The organism is Geodermatophilus sabuli (assembly GCF_010686765.1).
GTDB classification, from domain to species: domain Bacteria; phylum Actinomycetota; class Actinomycetes; order Mycobacteriales; family Geodermatophilaceae; genus Geodermatophilus; species Geodermatophilus sabuli_A.
Window position 1 is genome coordinate 31795 of sequence record NZ_JAAGWF010000023.1, and the last position, 16739, is coordinate 48533.

The 16739-nt window shown below is 74.6% G+C and carries 15 protein-coding genes; 7 read left to right on the plus strand and 8 right to left on the minus strand.

Going from position 1 to position 16739, the window contains the following annotated elements:
- The first annotated feature begins 82 nt into the window (after window positions 1–82).
- Together GCU56_RS19440 and GCU56_RS19445 are read left to right on the plus strand one after the other, a co-directional pair.
- Complete coding sequence (locus GCU56_RS19440) at window positions 83–742, plus strand: hypothetical protein (RefSeq protein ID WP_204332467.1); 660 nt, start codon at window positions 83–85, stop codon at window positions 740–742.
- A gap of 18 nt (window positions 743–760) precedes the next feature.
- A complete protein-coding gene (locus GCU56_RS19445) occupies window positions 761–3616 on the plus strand; it encodes a BTAD domain-containing putative transcriptional regulator (protein ID WP_163483407.1) in 2856 nt (951 codons plus the stop codon).
- Between the two features lie 196 nt (window positions 3617–3812).
- Here GCU56_RS19445 and GCU56_RS24840 read toward each other — a convergent pair whose 3' ends face one another.
- From GCU56_RS24840 to GCU56_RS19470, 5 genes are all read right to left on the minus strand, one after another.
- A complete protein-coding gene (locus GCU56_RS24840; protein WP_163483408.1) occupies window positions 3813–4364 on the minus strand; it encodes a hypothetical protein in 552 nt (183 codons plus the stop codon).
- Window positions 4361–5554, minus strand: a complete 1194-nt coding sequence (locus GCU56_RS19455) for an FAD-dependent monooxygenase (RefSeq protein ID WP_163483409.1) — start codon at window positions 5552–5554, stop codon at window positions 4361–4363. Before GCU56_RS19455 ends, GCU56_RS24840 begins: the two co-directional genes overlap by 4 nt.
- Window positions 5551–6993, minus strand: a complete 1443-nt coding sequence (locus tag GCU56_RS19460) for an FAD-binding oxidoreductase (RefSeq protein ID WP_163483410.1) — start codon at window positions 6991–6993, stop codon at window positions 5551–5553. Before GCU56_RS19460 ends, GCU56_RS19455 begins: the two co-directional genes overlap by 4 nt.
- Window positions 6994–7393: 400 nt before the next feature.
- The gene (locus GCU56_RS19465; RefSeq protein ID WP_163483411.1) at window positions 7394–8155 is read right to left on the minus strand and encodes a hypothetical protein; all 762 of its coding nucleotides are present in this window, start codon (window positions 8153–8155) and stop codon (window positions 7394–7396) included.
- 35 nt (window positions 8156–8190) lie between these two features.
- On the minus strand, window positions 8191–9069 hold the full coding sequence (locus tag GCU56_RS19470) for an ABC transporter ATP-binding protein (protein WP_163483412.1): 879 nt from the start codon (window positions 9067–9069) through the stop codon (window positions 8191–8193).
- Between the two features lie 182 nt (window positions 9070–9251).
- On the opposite strand from GCU56_RS19470, the gene GCU56_RS19475 reads away from it, so the two are divergent.
- Window positions 9252–10385 (plus strand): sensor histidine kinase, encoded by a 1134-nt coding sequence (locus GCU56_RS19475; protein WP_163483413.1) that lies wholly within the window; start codon window positions 9252–9254, stop codon window positions 10383–10385.
- A complete protein-coding gene (locus GCU56_RS19480; protein WP_163483414.1) occupies window positions 10382–11047 on the plus strand; it encodes a response regulator transcription factor in 666 nt (221 codons plus the stop codon). Before GCU56_RS19475 ends, GCU56_RS19480 begins: the two co-directional genes overlap by 4 nt.
- A 78-nt stretch (window positions 11048–11125) precedes the next feature.
- Here the strand turns inward: GCU56_RS19480 and GCU56_RS19485 are convergent, their stop codons facing one another.
- Window positions 11126–12202 carry an oxidoreductase gene (locus tag GCU56_RS19485; protein WP_163483415.1) on the minus strand — a complete coding sequence of 359 codons (1077 nt, stop codon included), beginning with the start codon at window positions 12200–12202 and terminating at the stop codon, window positions 11126–11128.
- A 110-nt stretch (window positions 12203–12312) separates the two neighbouring features.
- On the minus strand, window positions 12313–13065 hold the full coding sequence (locus GCU56_RS19490; RefSeq protein WP_163483417.1) for a hypothetical protein: 753 nt from the start codon (window positions 13063–13065) through the stop codon (window positions 12313–12315).
- Window positions 13066–13556: 491 nt separating this feature from the next.
- Here GCU56_RS19490 and GCU56_RS19495 point away from each other — a divergent pair, with 491 nt between their 5' ends.
- The 3 genes from GCU56_RS19495 to GCU56_RS23555 all read left to right on the plus strand — a co-directional run bounded on the left by GCU56_RS19495 (window position 13557) and on the right by GCU56_RS23555 (window position 15588).
- Complete coding sequence (locus tag GCU56_RS19495; RefSeq protein ID WP_163483419.1) at window positions 13557–14660, plus strand: PKD domain-containing protein; 1104 nt, start codon at window positions 13557–13559, stop codon at window positions 14658–14660.
- Window positions 14661–14731: 71 nt separating this feature from the next.
- A complete protein-coding gene (locus GCU56_RS19500; RefSeq protein WP_239522567.1) occupies window positions 14732–15427 on the plus strand; it encodes a class E sortase in 696 nt (231 codons plus the stop codon).
- On the plus strand, window positions 15427–15588 hold the full coding sequence (locus GCU56_RS23555) for a hypothetical protein (RefSeq protein ID WP_204332469.1): 162 nt from the start codon (window positions 15427–15429) through the stop codon (window positions 15586–15588). Before GCU56_RS19500 ends, GCU56_RS23555 begins: the two co-directional genes overlap by 1 nt.
- A gap of 133 nt (window positions 15589–15721) precedes the next feature.
- Here the strand turns inward: GCU56_RS23555 and GCU56_RS19505 are convergent, their stop codons facing one another.
- The gene (locus GCU56_RS19505; protein ID WP_163483420.1) at window positions 15722–16711 is read right to left on the minus strand and encodes an LLM class flavin-dependent oxidoreductase; all 990 of its coding nucleotides are present in this window, start codon (window positions 16709–16711) and stop codon (window positions 15722–15724) included.
- Between the last annotated feature and the right edge of the window lie 28 nt (window positions 16712–16739).

Consider the following 16739-nt stretch of genomic DNA (forward strand, 5'->3'; position numbering starts at 1 on the left):
TCCCGGTGGAGAAACGATTGCGTATCTTCGCATGCCACCCTAGTCTCGGCCCGCAAGAAACGCTTCCGTATCCATCGGCGCCGTGTACCAGGAGATCGCGATGGCCCTCCCCGTGCTCTTCCCCTTCCGCTCCCGCGACACCGCCCGGGTCAGCCACCGGCGCTTCCCCCACGGCCGGCGCCGGGTCACGATCGACCACGAGCCGCTGGCCGGTGTGACGCCCTCCGAGCTGATGGACTGGTTCGGCTCCATCGGGCAGACGATGGAGTACGGCGGCGAGGTGGTGCCGCGCTACCTCGCCTGGCACCCGCTCGACCACGTCCGCTGGGAACTCGCCCGTCCCGCGCCGGGCGGTGGCGCGGCCGAGGGTGCCCGTTTCCGCATCGTCGAGCAGTTCGCCGGACGCCCCGACCACCGCATCGACGTCGTGGACCGGGTGGAGAAGCTGGACGAGACCGGCATCCGGCTCGTGCAGCGGGTGGCCGGCATCGTCGTGCTGCAGCTCGAGCACACCTGGTCGGCCGGCCGCGACCGGACGCACTACGTCAGCGTGCTCGATCTCGGCGCCCGGAGCCCGTGGCTCTCGGGGGTCAACCGGCTGCTGCAGCGGCGCTTCCCCGATCCGATGGTCGACGCGTGGATCACCCACAACATCGAGGAGGTCGGCCTCCTCGAGCACCTGATCCCCAGGCTGCGCCCCGCGCGGACGGACTCCCCGTCCGCCGCACGGCAGGCCGGCTGACCAGGAGCGGGGGCGGACGTGGCGAACCTCCGGCTGTCCGTTCTCGGTCCGCTCACCGCCACCCTCGACGGGCGGCCGGTCGACCTGGGCGGCCCCCGGCAGCGCGCGGTGCTCGCCGCCCTGGTGGCGGCCGGCCCGCGGATGGTGGGCACCGAGGAGCTCCTGACCGACGCGTGGCCCGCCGGGACCGCGCCCAACGTCGGCACGCTGCACCACTACGTGTCCCAGTTGCGGGCGGCACTCGAGCCGGGACGGGCGAGCGGCGCGTCGCCCGAGGTGCTCGTCCGGCGCGGGCCCGGGTACGCACTCGTCGTCCCGCCCGAAGCCGTCGACGCCGTCCGCTTCGCCCGGCTGGCAGCACGCGGCGCCGACGCCCTGGCCACCGGGCGGGCCGGCGAGGCCGTGGAGCTGCTGTCGACGGCCCTCGACCTCTGGCGCGGGCCCGCCTACGCCGATGTCGACACCGAGGGGCTCGCCCCGGTCGCGGTCCGGCTGACCGAGCAGCGGCTGGCCGCCACGGAGGACCTGCTGGACGCCCTGCTGCGCACCGGGCGAGCGGCCGACGCCGTCGGGCGGGCGCGCGAGCACACCGCCGAGCACCCGCTGCGCGAACGCGGCTGGGAGCTGCTGGCCCTCGCCCTGTACCGCTCGGGGCGCCAGGCCGACGCCCTGGCCGCCCTGGGCACGGTCCGCCGGGTGCTCGCCGAGGAGCTGGGCCTCGATCCCGGGCCGGGGCTGGCAGCGGTGGAGGCCGCGGTCCGTGCCCACGACCCCGCCCTCGACCCCGCCGTGGAGCCCCGTCCCGACCCCGGAGCGGCGCCACCGACGGCCCCGCCGGTCGGCACGGCACTGCCCGTCCCGCTCACCGACCTGGTGGGCCGGGACGGTGAACTGGCGTCGGTCGACGCCGCACTGGAGCAGGCACGGCTGGTCACGCTGACCGGACCGGGCGGAGTCGGCAAGACCCGGCTGGCCCTGGCGGTCGCCTCCCGGTGGGCCGGACGGGGGCACGGTGTGGTCCTCGCCGAGCTGGACGCCCTGGACGACGCCACGCTCCTGCCCGCCACGGTGGCGAGCGCGCTGGGCATCCCCGGCGTCCCCGACGCCCGTCGGCTGGCAGACGTCGTCGGCGACCGCCGCGTGCTGCTCGTCCTCGACAACTGCGAGCACCTCGTCGACGCCGTGGCCGACCTCCTGACGACGCTGCTCGCGCGCACCGCGGGGGTGCGGGTGCTGGCCACCAGCCGGGAGAGCCTCGACGTCGCCGGGGAGACCGTGCGGGAGATCGGGCCACTCGATCCCGCTGGCCACGCGGTGGAGCTGTTCGTGCAGCGGGTCCGCGCCGTCCTCCCCGACTGGGCTCCGGACGACCCCGAGCAGCGCGCCGTGCGGGCGGTGTGCGCGGGGCTCGACGGGCTGCCCCTGGCCGTCGAGCTGGCCGCCGCCCGCATGCGCGTCCTGTCGGCGGAGCAGCTGGCCGAGGGCCTGGCCGACCGGTTCGCCCTGCTGGGCGAGGCCCCCCGCGGAGCTCCGCGGTCCCAGCAGGGGCTCGAGCAGACCGTCGACTGGAGCTACCGCACCCTCGACCCCCGGGAACGGGAGCTGTTCCGCCGGCTGGCGGTGTTCGCCGGCAGCTTCGACCTCACGGCGGCCGCAGCCGTCGCGTCGCCGTCCGCCGGTTGGGCGGCCACCGGCCCGGCGCCCACCGTGCCGCTGCTGGCGGGACTGGTCCGGCGCTCGCTGCTGAGCGTCCGCCCGGGTCCGGGCGACCGCCGCTACCGGATGCTGGAGACGCTGCGGGCCTTCGCGCTCGAGCGCAGCAGCGAGACCGAGCGCGAGGAGGTGCGCACGCTGCACCGCCGGCACGTGATCCGACGGGCGCAGGCGGCCGAGCGGCTGGTCCGCGGCCCCGACTCGGCCGCCGCGCTGGCCGGGCTGCGCCGGGACACCCCGGAGCACCGCACCGCCCTCGCCTCGGCGATCGCCGCGGGGGACGACGACGCGCTGCTCGACCTGACCGCGGCGCTGTCGTGGCACTGGTACCGCAGCGGCGACCTGGTCGAGGGGCGGCGGGCACTGGAGCGCGCCGCCGCCACGGTGGAGCGCCCCGACCCACGCAGCCAGGTGCGGCGGGCCCGCGCGCTGGTGGGGCTCGGCGGGCTCCAGTACCTGGCCGGCGAACCCGGGGCCGCCGCCGCCGTGCTGGGCGCGGCGGCCGAGCACGCCGACCGGGGCGGGGACGCGGCCGTCCGGGCCACCGCGACCGCGTGGCGGGCGCACATGCTGTCCTTCACCGCGCCCGCCGCCGACGCGCTCGCCCTCGCCGAGGACGCCGTGGTCCAGGCCAGGGCGGTGGGCGAGGGCTGGATCGAGGCGGAAGCGCTCATGATCCTCGGGATGGCCCTGCGCACGACCGGCTCGGAGCGAGATCCCCGGCCGGTCCTGGCCGCCGCCGTGGACACCGCCGAGCGCGCCGGTTACGCCTGGGGGGCCGTGTCCTCGACGTGGGCGCTCATGAAGGCCGCCGTCGACGCGGACGACCTGACCGGAGCCCTGGCCGCGGCGGCCCGGATGCGCGAGCCGCTGACGGCCGACAGCGACGTCACCTCCTGGCTGGTGCTGGTGCACACCACCGCCGCGGTGCTGGCCCGCACCGGCCGCGTCGTCGAGGCGGCGACGCTGGCCGGTGCGGTGGCCGAGCACGGCGGACGGATCGGGTTCGACCCCGCCCGCATGGACCCGGTCGACGGCCCCCGCGAGGCCGCCGCCGTACGGAACGGGCTGCCCCGGAACGAGCATCGGCGCGCCACCGCCGCCGGCCGGGAGCTCGGCCGCGAGCAGGTGGATGCCCTCCTGCGCGAGCTCCTCGGCTGACCGCGCCGCGGTCACGTCACGGCGGCACCGGCCCGCGCCGCCCGCAACCGGGCGGACGCGGCTCGCCGGGCGGCCCTGCGGACCAGGTGGTGCCGGCGCGCTCGTGCCGAGGCCGCGGCGCCGTCCCAGGGGTGCGCCCTGCCCCGCTGCTCTGCCGATGCCCGCGGACACGGGGCCTCCCCGTCCTGAGGGCCGGTCATCGCGCGATCGATGCCGGGTGGGCGCCTTCGCGGCGACGACGGCGCCGCACCTCCCGGACGGCGAGCAGGAGGACGACGTTCCCGACCGCCAGGCCGGCCAGCGCCGGGACGACGACCGCCACCCCGCCGTCCTCGGACACCGTGGCCCAGAGGATCTTCCCGAGCGCCATGGCGTTGAGCACGACCAGCCCCCACGTCAGGGACCGCCGCCAGAACGCGGTGCAGTAGGCCACGAGGGCGAGCGGGGCCAGCAGGCTGAACACGATCTTGCTCGGGCTCCAGTCGGCGGCCACCCACTGCTGCTCGAACTCGATGAACGCGAGGACCTGGGGGTCCGGCTCCGCCGGGGCGGGGAACCACGCCATGCTCGTCACGAGGCCGAGCACCGACAGGGCGATGCCCCAGGCGCTCCGCCGGTAGGCGGCCCAGGCCATGGGCAGCAGGAACAGCGGCCGGATGTACCAGCTGAACTCGTTGGTGTGCCGGGCCCAGATCCAGTCCCCCAGGTCCTGGGCGACGGCGGCCTGGGCGACCGCGTCCGCGATCACGACGCGCTCCGGGTGGCATCCGCGCGGACAACCGGGGGCCGCCACGCCTGCAGGTCGACCAGCTGACGTGCCGCCGCCCGGTCGGGTGCCAGGCGCATGGCCGTGTCCCGCAGCCAGCCCGTCAGCGGACCCCGCGTCTGGCCCACCGCCCCGACCGCACGGGCGAGTCGGGCGATCCGCTGGGTGCGGGGCCGGCGCAGCCGGTCGTACTCGTCGAGCGCTGCCGAGAGGTGGCGCTCCGCCGGACGTGCCGCGCCGGCGAGCCCGGCGAGCAGCGCGGTCAGCGTGGCGGCGTCCTCCAGTGCCTGGTTGGCCCCCTGCCCGAGGTCGGGGGTCATGGCGTGCGCGGCGTCGCCGAGCAGGACGCAGCGCCCGCGGCGGAACGTGGGCACCGGACCGGCCAGGTCGTGCACGTCCAGCCGGGTCACCGCCTCGGGGGGCGTCGCCGCCACGAGCTCGGCGATCGGGGCGTGCCAGCCGCCGAAGAGCCGGGCCACCGTGCCGTGCTCGTCGGCGACCACCGATCCCGCGGGCATCGAGGCGACGGCGAACCAGTACACGCGACCGTCGGCCAGCGGGGCGATGCCGAACCGCAGCCCGCGACCCCACGTCTCCCCCGCCGCACCCCGCAGGTCCACCGGCCGGGTCGTCACGCCCCGCCAGGCGGTGTAGCCGGAGTAGTGCAGGCCCGGGTCGCCGGGCCAGCTCCTCCGGACCCGGCTGTGGATCCCGTCAGCAGCGACCACGAGGTCGAAGCGGTCCTCCGGCAACGGGTCCGGAAGGGCTCGGTCGAGGTGCACCCGTCCGTCCGGGGTGACGGCATCGACGGTGGCCCCGAGCCTCAGGGCTCCTGGCCGCAGAGCGCGCACGAGCACCCGGTGGAGGTCCGCGCGGTGCACGACACCGAGCCGCTCGATGGCATCGGCGGGGGTGCGGGCCAGCCAGCGGCCGTCCGGCCGTCGCTGGCCGGCCTGGGGAAGGGGCGAGTCGGATGCGGTCAGCGCGCGCACCGCGTCGCCGAGGCCGAGCGCGTCCAGCGCCGTGAAGCCGTTGCCGAACAGCGACAGCCCCGATCCGACCTGGCGCAGCTCGGGCGCACGCTCCAGCACCGTCACGTCGGCACCGGCCCGCTGCAGGCCACCGGCCACCGCGAGCCCGCCGATGCCTGCGCCGATCACGGCGATCCTCACGACACACCTCCCGCGGCAGCGGTCGGAGCGGCGTCCGCGGTCCACCGGGCGGCCGGTGCGAGGACGGCGTCCGGGTCGGTTGCCTCGCGCAGCGCGACCAGCCGCTCCCAGGCCTCCGGTCCGAACGCCGCGCGGATCCGCGCGTCGGCCACCGGGCCACCTGATCCGGCGAAGGCCAGCAGCGAGCCGCCGGTGGACCACGGGGCCATGCGCTCCAGGACGTCGTCGATGGCGGCCGGGACGACCGCGGCGATCGGCGGGGCCAGGACACCGACGACGTGCAGGCTCAGCGCCGCGGAGCGGCCACCGGCGGCGTTGGGGACGGCGGCGGGGCGGCCGATGGCCCCACCCATCAACCGGAGCTCGGCCATCATGATCGGCGACCGTCCCGGTGCGGTGGCGTCCGCGAACGCCTCGACGGCGTCCACCGGCAGGTCGCGCAGCAGCAGGCCCCGCTCCGCCACCGGCATCGGGTCGACCGGGTCGGCGTGGACTGCCCCCAGTGCCGCGTAGGGCATCTCCCCGAGGTCCTCCAGGAGCGGGGTGGCGACGGTGCGCATCGGCTCGGCCAGCCGGGCGCCCTCGGCCGGGTCGCCGACGTGCGCGATGCGGACGTGGACGACCGAGCGGCCACGCAGCGGCGGGGGCAGCGCAGGGGCCGGCGGCAGCTCCAGGCGGGCCACCGAGGTGCTGACGGCCTCGGGCAGCCCGGCGGCCCACTCCCGCCACCGGTGCAGCACCGTGCGGGCCACGTCGGCGGAGAACCACAGCCCGCCCGCGTAGAGCGTGGCCACGGGGAAGAGGTCGATGGTCATCCGGGTCACCACGCCGAAGGCGGCGCCCCCGCCGCGCAGCGCCCAGAACCGGTCGGGGTCGTGTGCCGCGTCGACGTCGACGAGCTCGCCGTCCGCGGTCACCACCTGGAAGCCGCGCACGTGGTCCGCGGCGAGGCCGAAGGTCCGCGCCACCGGACCCAGGCCCCCGCCGACCGTGTAGCCGACGGCGCTGACCCCGGGGGCCGAGCCGGCGAGCGCCGCCAGCCCGTGCGGGGCCGCAGCGTCCAGGACCTGCTGCCAGGTGGCGCCGGCACCGACGGTCGCGATCCGCGCCGTCGGGTCGACCACGACGCCGTCCAGGGCGCGGGTGGAGACCAGGACGGTGTCCGGACCGGCCGCCGGAGCACCGTGGCCGGTGGCCTGGACGGCGATCCGCCGTCCAGCCGCGGCAGCGAGCCCGACCACGGCGGCGACGTCCTCGGCGTCGGCGGCCAGCAGCACCAGCTCGGGGCGGTGCTCGGTGGCCAGGTTGAACGGGGTCACCGCCGGCAGGGCGCTGCCGTCCGCACCCGGGACGACCTCGCCCCGAGTGCGGGCGGCCAGCTCGGTGGCGAGGTCTGCGGTCGACAGGGGGCGGGTGGAGCGTGTCCGGGTGGACGTCATGGCCGTTCCTCACGGGCGTCGTCCCCGGAGGGTCCGGGGCGTTGTCGGGACGACCGACAGCAGATGGTGGCCCGCCGAGGAAGCGCTGAGAACCGGCTGAGAGGCCGGGCGCCACGGGGCTCAGCACCGCCGGCCGCGTTCCCGCGGAGACGTCGGTGCGAGCCAGCGACTCGCAGGCGTTCCCGCGGGATCGCGGGACGGCGTCAGCCGAGACGCGCGGCTTCGGCGCCGAGGGTCAGCGTCTCCGGGTCCTACGGCTTGCCCTCGCCGGTCTCGGCGAGGCTCCGCAGGGAACGCATGGAGCAGCGGATGGCCGCGCAGGCCCCCGCGGCCGGATGATCCACACGCACCGGGGGCCCTCTCCCGACCGGGAGAGGGCCCTCAGCGTGCATCCGTGTTCTCAGGAGACGGCGCGGCGGTGGGTCAGGACCCAGCCGGCCACCGTGCTGACGACGACCCAGCCGGCGATGACCACGATCGGCTGCGTCCCCTGCTCGCCCATGCCCAGGTGGAGCACCGCGTTCGCCGGGTCGAGGTCCTCCGCCAGCTCCGGCTTGGAGTTCGACAGCACCGGCATCACGCCCAGCAGCACCAGGTAGAGGCCGGTCAGGGCGCCCGGGGTGTTGGCCAGCGCCGCACCGACCCCGGCGCCGATCACCGCGAACGCCGCCCCGGCGGCGACCACGACACCGACCGCCTGCCCGGCGCCGTCCCACGAGACGCCGTCGACCATCGTGGCCAGCACCCCGGCGGTCAGTGCCGTCGACAGCGCAGCGAGCGCCGCCCCGATGAGCGCGACCGCCACAGCCTTGGTCGCCAGCACCCTGCCGCGGTGCGGCACCAGCAGGTACGTCGTCTGCACCGTCCGGTGGCTCCACTCCCCCGCCGTCGACAGCACGCCGAGCGAGATGAGCAGGTAGCCGGTCAGCAGGCCCATGACCGACAGCGGCCCGGTCACCGAACCGAGGTCCTCGTCGCTCGAGGCCGACGCGATCACCGCAGCGGCCGGCCCGAGCAGCGTCGCCGCCACGGCCAGCGCCTTGCCCGACCGCGTGGAGAGCGACTTGCGGATCTCCAGGCCGACCAGCAGCGGCAGTGACGGAGCGGTCCGACGCACGGGGAGGTCGGAACGCGGGGAGGTGAGGGTCAGGACGTCGGTCATGACGGGTGCCTTTCGGGTCTCGGTGGCGACGGTCATCACGCCGCCGCCTCGGTGAGCTGGAAGAAGAGGTCCTCGAGACCCCGCTGCTGCGGCCGCAGGTCGGTCAGCGCGAGCCCGGCCGTCGCGGCGATCTCGCCGACGGCCGCCGGCTCGGCCCCGGCAACGACCAGGGCGCCGTCCGAGCCGTGTTGCACGTGGAACCGCGCCGCCTGCAGTGCACGAGCCAGGGCAGCAGGGTCCGCCGCGCGCACGACCGTCCCGTCGGCACCGAGCAACTCGGCGACCGCGCCGTCGGCGACGATGCGGCCGCCCCCGATCACCAGCAGCCGGTCGACGGTGTGCTCCACCTCCCCGAGCAGGTGCGAGGACAGCAGCACCGTCCCGCCGCGGGCCGCGTGCCCGCGCAGCAGGTCGCGCATCCACCGGATGCCCTCCGGGTCCAGGCCGTTGGCCGGCTCGTCGAACACCAGCACCGGCGGATCGGCCAGCAGCGCCCCGGCGATCCCGAGCCGCTGCCGCATGCCGAGCGAGTAGCCACCGACCCGGCGGCGGGCCGCGTCGGTGAGCCCGACCAGGCCCAGCACCTCGTCGACCCGGCTGTCCGGCACCCCGATCGCCGAGGCGAGCAGCCGGAGGTGGGTGCGCCCGGTGCGGCCGGGGTGCACCGCGGAGGCGTCGAGCAGGGTGCCGACGACGGAGCCCGGGTTGGGCAGGTCCACGTAGAGTCGGTCGCCGACGGTCGCCGTCCCGGAGGTCGCCGGCACCAGGCCGGTCATCACCCGCATCGTCGTCGTCTTGCCCGCGCCGTTCGGCCCGAGGAAGCCGGTCACCGTGCCGGGCTCGAGGGCGAAGGACACGTCGTCGACGACGGTCCGGCCGCCGTACTGCTTGGTCAGTCCACTGACCCTGATCATGAGAACCTCCGGGGCTGTCCGCTCTGTCGGCGAGGAATCTGCCGGGAACGGCGGGCTCCCCGCGTCGGCCGCAGGGCCCGTCCTCCTGTCCACCCACGGTCGGAGGCCGTCAGCCGAAAGTCGACGTGGGCGGCTCCTTCCGGGCGACCCGCGGCGGCCCACCGGCGAAATACGCTGGTCGCATGGGGTTCCGGGCGCGCATCTGGCCGGGCCTCGGCACGCGCAGCATCTGGTTCGAGGCGTTCGTCGCGCTGCTCGGCTCGGGGGTCATCGCCGTCGGCACCCTGACCCCGGAGGCCGAGCTCACCCCCGAGTCCGTCCTGCTCGCCGGCAGCGTGCTCCTGGTCGTCACGCTGTTCCTCTTCCGGCGGTCGGCCCCGCTGCTGCCGTTCGCGATCAGCGCCGCCCTCGTCGCCGTCGCCCCGGTGGTCTCGGTCGGGATGATGCTGACCACCTACGCCGTCGGGCGGTACGTCGCGCGCTGGCCGGTGCGCATCGTCGCCGGGATCGCCGGGGCACTGGCCCTCGGACAGCCCTGGGTCATCGACACGGTGAACGAGGCGGTGGGCGGCCTCGGCGCGGTCGCCGTCACGCTGGTCCTGCCCGGAGCGCTGGGCATCTGGCAGCGCACGCGGGCCCTGCTCCTCGCCGCCCTGCGGGAGAGGGCCGAACGCGCCGAGGCCGAACGCGAGCTCATGGCACGGGAGGCCGTCCTCGACGAGCGCACCCGCATCGCCCGCGAGATGCACGACGCCGTCGGCCACCGGGTGAGCCTGATGGTGCTGCAGGCCGGCGCCATCGAGATGGCCGCCCGCGACGCCGGCCGCGTCGAGCAGCTCGCCGGTCAGGTGCAGACGGCGGGCCGGCAGGCGCTCGACGAGCTGCGCCAGATGGTCGGCGTCCTGCGCGGCAGCGAGGTGGACGAGGACGCCCCGCTGGGGCCGCAACCGGGTCTGGACGACGTCCACCGGCTGGTGGCGTCGGCGCGGGAGGCCGGGATGGACGTCGAGCTGCGCGGGGATGCCGGCCCGGTCGACGCCGCCGTCGGCCGGGCGGCCTACCGGATCGTCCAGGAGGGCCTGACCAACGCCGGCAAGCACGCGCCGGGCTCGCGCGTCTGCGTCACGGTCGAGCGCCGGCCGGACGCCCTGGTCGTGACGGTCGTCAACGGGGCGGGCGGCGCGCCTGCTGACGCCGGGGGCGGCGGGTTCGGCCTGGTGGGGTTGGGTGAGCGGGTGCGCACCCTCGGCGGCCGGCTCGACGCGGCACCTCGGCTGGACGGCGGCTTCGAGGTGAAGGCGGTGCTGCCGGCATGACCGACGACGTCCGCGTGCTGCTGGTCGACGACGAGGAGCTGGTGCGCTTCGGTCTCCGGACGGTCCTGGAGTCGGTCGGCGGGTTCACCGTCGTCGGCGAGGCCGGGGACGGCGCCGCCGGGGTGCGGGCCGCCCGGGAACTGCGGCCGGACGTCGTCCTGATGGACATCCGCATGCCGGTGCTGGACGGGCTGTCGGCCACCGAGCAGATCCTGGCGCTGCCTGAACCGCCGCAGGTCGCCGTCCTGACGACCTTCCACCTCGACGAGTACGTCTACGCGGCGCTGGCCGCCGGCGCCGCCGGCTTCCTGCTCAAGGACACCCCGCCGCGCGAGATCGCCGCGGCGGTGCGGGCCGTCGCCGACGGAACCGCCACGCTGTCGCCCAAGGTGACCGCGACGCTGATCGAGTCCTACGTCGAGCGGCGGGCCGCCCCGCGCCGGGCGCTCGCGCTGGAGCGGGTGGCCGCGCTGTCGGACCGCGAGCGCGAGGTGCTCCAGCTGCTGGGCAGCGGGGAGTCCAACGCCGAGCTGGCCCGTCGACTCTTCGTCAGCGAGGCGACGGTGAAGACCTACGTCTCCCGGCTGCTGGCCAAGCTCGACCTCGCCAACCGGACGCAGGCGGCGATCCTGGCCCACGAGGCCGGCCTGCTCGGCGGCTGACCCGTTGCGCCATGAACCCCCTCACCGGAGGCCGGATGAGGGGGTTCATGGCGCAATCGGCCCCAGGGGGCGGCGGGGTCAGCCGGCTCGCAGGGCGGGGTAGTCGGTGTAGCCCTCGGCGCCGGGCGCGTAGAACGTCGCCGGGTCCGGGGCGTTCTCCGGGTGCTCGCCGGCCCACCGCTCGACCAGGTCGGGGTTGGCGATGACGGCACGGCCCACGGCGACCGCGTCGGCGTGCGCGGCCTCGATGAGCGCCACGGCCTCCGCGCGGGTGGTCACCGAGGAGAAGCCGCTGTTGGCGATCAGCGGGCCGTCGAAGCGCCGGCGCAGTTCCTGCACCAGGTCCCCGGCCGGCTCGCGGTGCAGCACGCTGAGGTAGGCCAGGCCCAGCGGGCGCAGCTGGTCGACGAGGGTGCCGTAGGTGGCCAGGACGTCGTCCCGGTCGGGCTCCAGGGCGTCCTGGATGCCGTGCTCCGGCGAGATGCGCAGGCCCACCCGGCCGGCGCCGATCGCCTCGGCGACCGCGGTCACGACCTCGACGACGAAGCGCGCCCGGTTCTCCGGCGATCCGCCGTACACGTCGTCGCGCCGGTTGGACGCCGGCGACAGGAACTCGTGCAGCAGGTAGCCGTTGGCGCCGTGGATCTCGACGCCGTCCAGTCCGGCCTCGACCGCCCGGCGAGCGGCGGTGACGAAGTCGGCCAGGGTCGCGCGCGCCTCCTCGGTCGTCAGCGCGTGCGGCACCGGGTAGGGCTGCTTCCCGGTCGACGTGCGCGCCTCGCCGGCGATCGCGATGGCCGACGGCGCGACGACCCGTCGTCCGCCGTTGGTGTCGGGGTGGGTGACCCGCCCGCCGTGCATCACCTGCATGACGACCCGGCCGCCGCGGGCGTGCACCGCGTCGGCGACCCGGCGCCAGCCCTCGACCTGCTCGTCGGTGACGATGCCGGGCTGCCCGACGAAGGCCTGCGACTCGTGGTTGGGGTAGGTGCCCTCGGTGATGACCAGCCCGACGCCCGCGCGCTGCCGGTAGTGCTCGACGACGAGGTCCCCGGGGACGCCGGAGTCACCGGAGCGCATCCGGGTCAGGGGAGCCATGACGACGCGGTTGGCCAGCTGGAGGTCGCCGAGGGCGACGGGTGAGAACAGGTCCACGCGAGGTGCAAGGGGCCCGGCGGTCGCCCCCATTCCGGAACGCGACGGTCATCACCTCCGGGAACAGGCGTCCGGGAACCCCTCCCCTGAGCCGGCTCACGCGGAGACGGTCAGCGTGCCGTCTCCGGGCCGCGTCCTGCCTTCAGGAGCAGCGCGACGCTGGCGGCCAGCACCCAGACGAGGAAGAGCAGGAAGCCGATGAAGCCGGCGATGCCCAGCACGCCGTCCTCCGACGGGTCCTCGAAGACCCCGGCGAGGCTCACCAGCAGCACCACCGCGGTGAGCGCGGCCAGCCACCCCAGCCACGCCGGCAGCGCGCGGGTGGCGAGGACGGCCCCGGCAGCGCCGAGGAACATCGCGACCCCGGCGGGCACGACGGCCGACCCGGCCCAGTCGTTCAGCACGGCGAGCGGGGGGAACGCCGAGGGGTCGAGCGCCTCCCCGGAGTCCACGGCGTCGGTCGCCGCCGCCTGCACGAGCGCGACGTAGAAGCCCTCGGAGACCATGAGCAGCGCGGCGAAAGCCGCCCCCGCGATCGCGAACAGGCCGGCGAACATGCCGCCCGGGCCCTCGCCCCGGCGCAGCCGGCTCCACACACCTGCCAGGAAGACCAGGAAGGCGACGTCGGCCAGGAAGCCGAGGAACAGCGAGAACTGGTGGCCGCTGCGGTCGGCGGTCAGCTCGGAGGCGATGACGTCCCCGGCGTTCTCGGCGGACGGCGTGCCGGGGGTGAAGAAGCTGGCGACGAAGAAGGCGATGAGCAGGAGGCCGGCCGCTGCGGCGACGAGGTCCCACGTACGAGCCCGGCGGCCGTCGTCGACCACGGGAGGCGCACCGACCGCGGATCCACTTCGAACGTCCATGACGACTCCCCTTCCTGTCCTGATCGAGCGGTGACGGCGCCGAGTGTGGACCTCTTGGCGACGGCCGGCGGCTGATCCGGCACGGGATCTGACGACTCCTGGTCCGATGGCGTGTGCGTCGGCCCAGACCCGTGCCCGAGTTCTCCGATGGGGGAACGCCGCGACCCAGCGTGGTCAGGTCGTCGACGTCTGTCACCGCCGTTCACCCGTTCGGGACCATTCCGTCACATGTAACAACTCTGCGTAGCGACACGCAGTATTGGGTTCTCGGCGGTTCCGCTTCTCCGGGTCGAGGGGTTGCAAGACCGTTGTGAGCACGCAGTATCAACGTGCTCGCAGTGAGTCCCGACGAGGTTTCGCTGCGTAGTTGCACTCACCACGGGGGTGGAGAACACCGTCTCGCCTGCGTGGGGTTGCTCGACTACCCACACGCGTCTGATGGCGGCGTGAGGGAGCGTTCCCCCACGAATCTCTCCAGGAGTTCTCGAAGCATGCGCAAGTCCTTCTCGGCCCTGACCGCTGCCCTCCTCGGGGCCGGATCCGCCGTTGCTCTCTCCGTCGCACTCCCCGGCGTCGCCTCGGCGAACTGCGCGGGACCGAAGGTCATCGACCAGGAGATCTTCGGGACGACGTTCAACACGTCCGAAACCCGGGCGACCGGTCACAACGACATCACTGCCGAGAACCCCGAGGCTCTTCGCGTCTGGACAGAGGGTGCCACCTCCACGGACAAGGCAGCTGCGTACTACACCGGCTTCGAGGTTCCCCTGGCCGCCCAGACCGCTCAGTCCAACTACGCGATCAACTACCTCGGCACTCCGCCCCCTGCCAGTGCCCAGCAGCCCGGCTACCAGCTCGTCGTCGACTTCGACGACAACGGCACCGCCGACGGGATCCTGATCGGTGAACCCGTCTACGGCCAGAACTGGTGGTTGAACACCACGGCCGCACAGTTCGTCAAGGACGGCGCTCCGCACACCGGCGGCGGCGGCGGCAGCGACTGGTTCGGCACGCTCGAGGAGTGGTCGGCAAAGTTCGAGTCCGCTGACATCGTGTCCTTCGGCTACTCGCTGGGATCGGGCGTCAAGGGTGACTTCCTCATCGACAGCATCAAGTTCGGCTGCAACGTCTTCGACTTCCAGTACGCCAAGAAGGCCCAGGCCAACCGCGCGCCAGTCGCCGCATTCGCGGTCGCGCCGGGCACCGAGGCGACGACCACCAATGACTTCGCCTTCGACGCCACCGGCTCTTCGGACCCCGATGGCGATGCCATCACCCGATACTTCTGGGACTTCGGCAACGGAGGAACTCAGGACCTCAAGGTCCCGACCACGACGTACACCTACCCTGCTGACACCCAGCCCGGTTCGTACACGGTCACGCTGACCGTCTCCGACGGCACGCTCAGCAGCACCAAGACCGGCACGGTCACCATCAACCCGCCGGTCAGCAGCGGCGTCCAGGACAAGCCGCTGCCCAACACCGGTGCTGACGTCATGACGCTGGCCGCGCTCGCCGGACTCGGCCTGGTCGGCAGCGGTGCCGGCATCGTGATCAGCCGTCGCCGCAAGGCCGCGAGCGCCCACGCCGCCTGATCCGCGACACCAGGGAGCGCCCCGTTCGCCACTGGGCGAGCGGGGCGCCACCCTGGAGGAGAGGACGAGCATTGGCGCGACACGCCGCTCGATCGACGACCAGGAAACTCACGCTGGGCAGGATCGTCAGCGGGATCTCCCAGACGATCTTCACGCTCTGTGTGGTCGCCCTGCTCTTCGTGGTCTACGAGGTGTGGGTGACCGACCTCTTCGCCGACCAGGTGCAGGAGGACCTCAGCGATGACCTGCGCGACGACTGGTCACAGCCGGCGCAGTTCGCCGAGCCTGCGCTCGGCGAGTCCTTCGGCTTCCTGCACATCCCGTCGTTCGAGGACTACGAGCCGCGGGTCGTGCTCGAGGGCACAGAACCCGAGGAACTCTCGGACGGCCCGGGTCACTACGTCGGCTCGGCATGGCCGGGTCAGCCGGGCAACTTCGCCCTCGCCGGGCACCGAGTCGGCCTCGGCTCGCCCTTCCAGGACCTCGACCTGCTGGAGGACGGCGACGCCGTCGTGGTCGAGACGGTGGACGCCTGGTACGTGTACCGGGTCACCGACAACTACGTGACGACGCCGGCCGACGTCCGGGTCGTCGCGCCGACGCCGGGCGGCCCGCTGGACGGGGCGCCGTCGGGGTCGTTCCTGACGCTGACCACCTGCCATCCGGAGTACACGGCGCGCGAGCGTCTGATCGTGCACGCGACGTTGGAGAGCTCCGTGGTCAAGCTCGATGACCCGGACGGGCCCGATGCCCTGAGGGAGGCCTGATGTACGTCTGGATCTGGCGGCACCTGCCCGGCAACACCGCCGTCCGAGCCACCCTGTCGCTGGTGCTCTTCGCAGCCGTCGCAGCGCTGCTGCTCTTCGTCGTCTTCCCGGCCGTCGAGCCGCACCTGCCGTTCAACCGGGTCACGATCAGCTCTGGCTGACGCTGCGCACCCACACAGAAGGCCCCCTCCCGACTCCAGGAGGGGGCCTTCAGCGCGTGACGGGCGTCGCCAGGCCCGCGCCCGGCACGGAGCGCCCAGGGCCCGGGCCTCCCCGCGGACGTGCCGGGAGGCGTCAGGCGGGGACGGTCGCCATCGCCTCGGCGGTCAGCTCGGCCGAGCGCAGCCGGCCCTCCACGCCGGGGAACTGGTGGGCGACGATCAGCTCGTCGGCGTCGATCCGGCGGGCGAAGTCGAGGAGGTACTCGCGCACCTCCGGCGGCGTGCCGACGGCGGTGTAGGTCAGCATCGATCGCACGTGCGCCCCGGCGCCCTGCGCCAGCAGCTGGTCGGCCTCGACGTCGGTGAAGTTGCGTCCCCGGCCGAACAGCCCGATGGCGAGGGTCCGCTGGACCCGGCTCAGCGCCTCGTCGGCGGCGGCGCGCGTGTCGGCGGCGACGACGTTGACCCCGGCCATGACGTAGGGCTGCGCCAGCTGCGCCGAGGGCTGGAACTCCCGGCGGTAGGTGCCGACGGCGGCCTGCAGCGCGTCCGGGGCGAAGTGCGACGCGAACGCGTAGGGCAGCCCCAGCGCCGCGGCCAGCTGCGCGCCGAACAGCGACGAACCGAGGATGTAGAGCGGCACGTCCGAGCCCCGGCCGGGGATCGCGTCGACACCGGGCACCCGCGTGTGCCCGGTCAGGTAGCCCTGCAGCTCCAGCACGTCCTGCGGGAACCGGTCGGAGGACGTCGGGTCGCGGCGCAGGGCGTACATCGTGTTCTGGTCCGACCCCGGCGCCCGGCCCAGGCCCAGGTCGATCCGGCCCGGGTACATGGCCTCGAGCGTGCCGAACTGCTCGGCGATGGTCAGCGGCGCGTGGTTGGGCAGCATGACCCCGCCGGCGCCGAGCCGGATCGTCGACGTCTGCGCTCCGACGTGCGCGATCAGCACGCTGGTGGCCGACGACGCGATCGTCGGCATGTTGTGGTGCTCGGCGTACCAGACCCGCCGGTAGCCGGACTCCTCCGCGCGCTGGGCGAGCGCGACGCTGGCGGCGATGCTCTCCGACGCCGTGGCCCCCCGGGCGATCGGCGCGAGGTCGAGGACGGACAACGGAACGCTCATGCGACAAGCCCCTTCGGTGGTGTTGTCA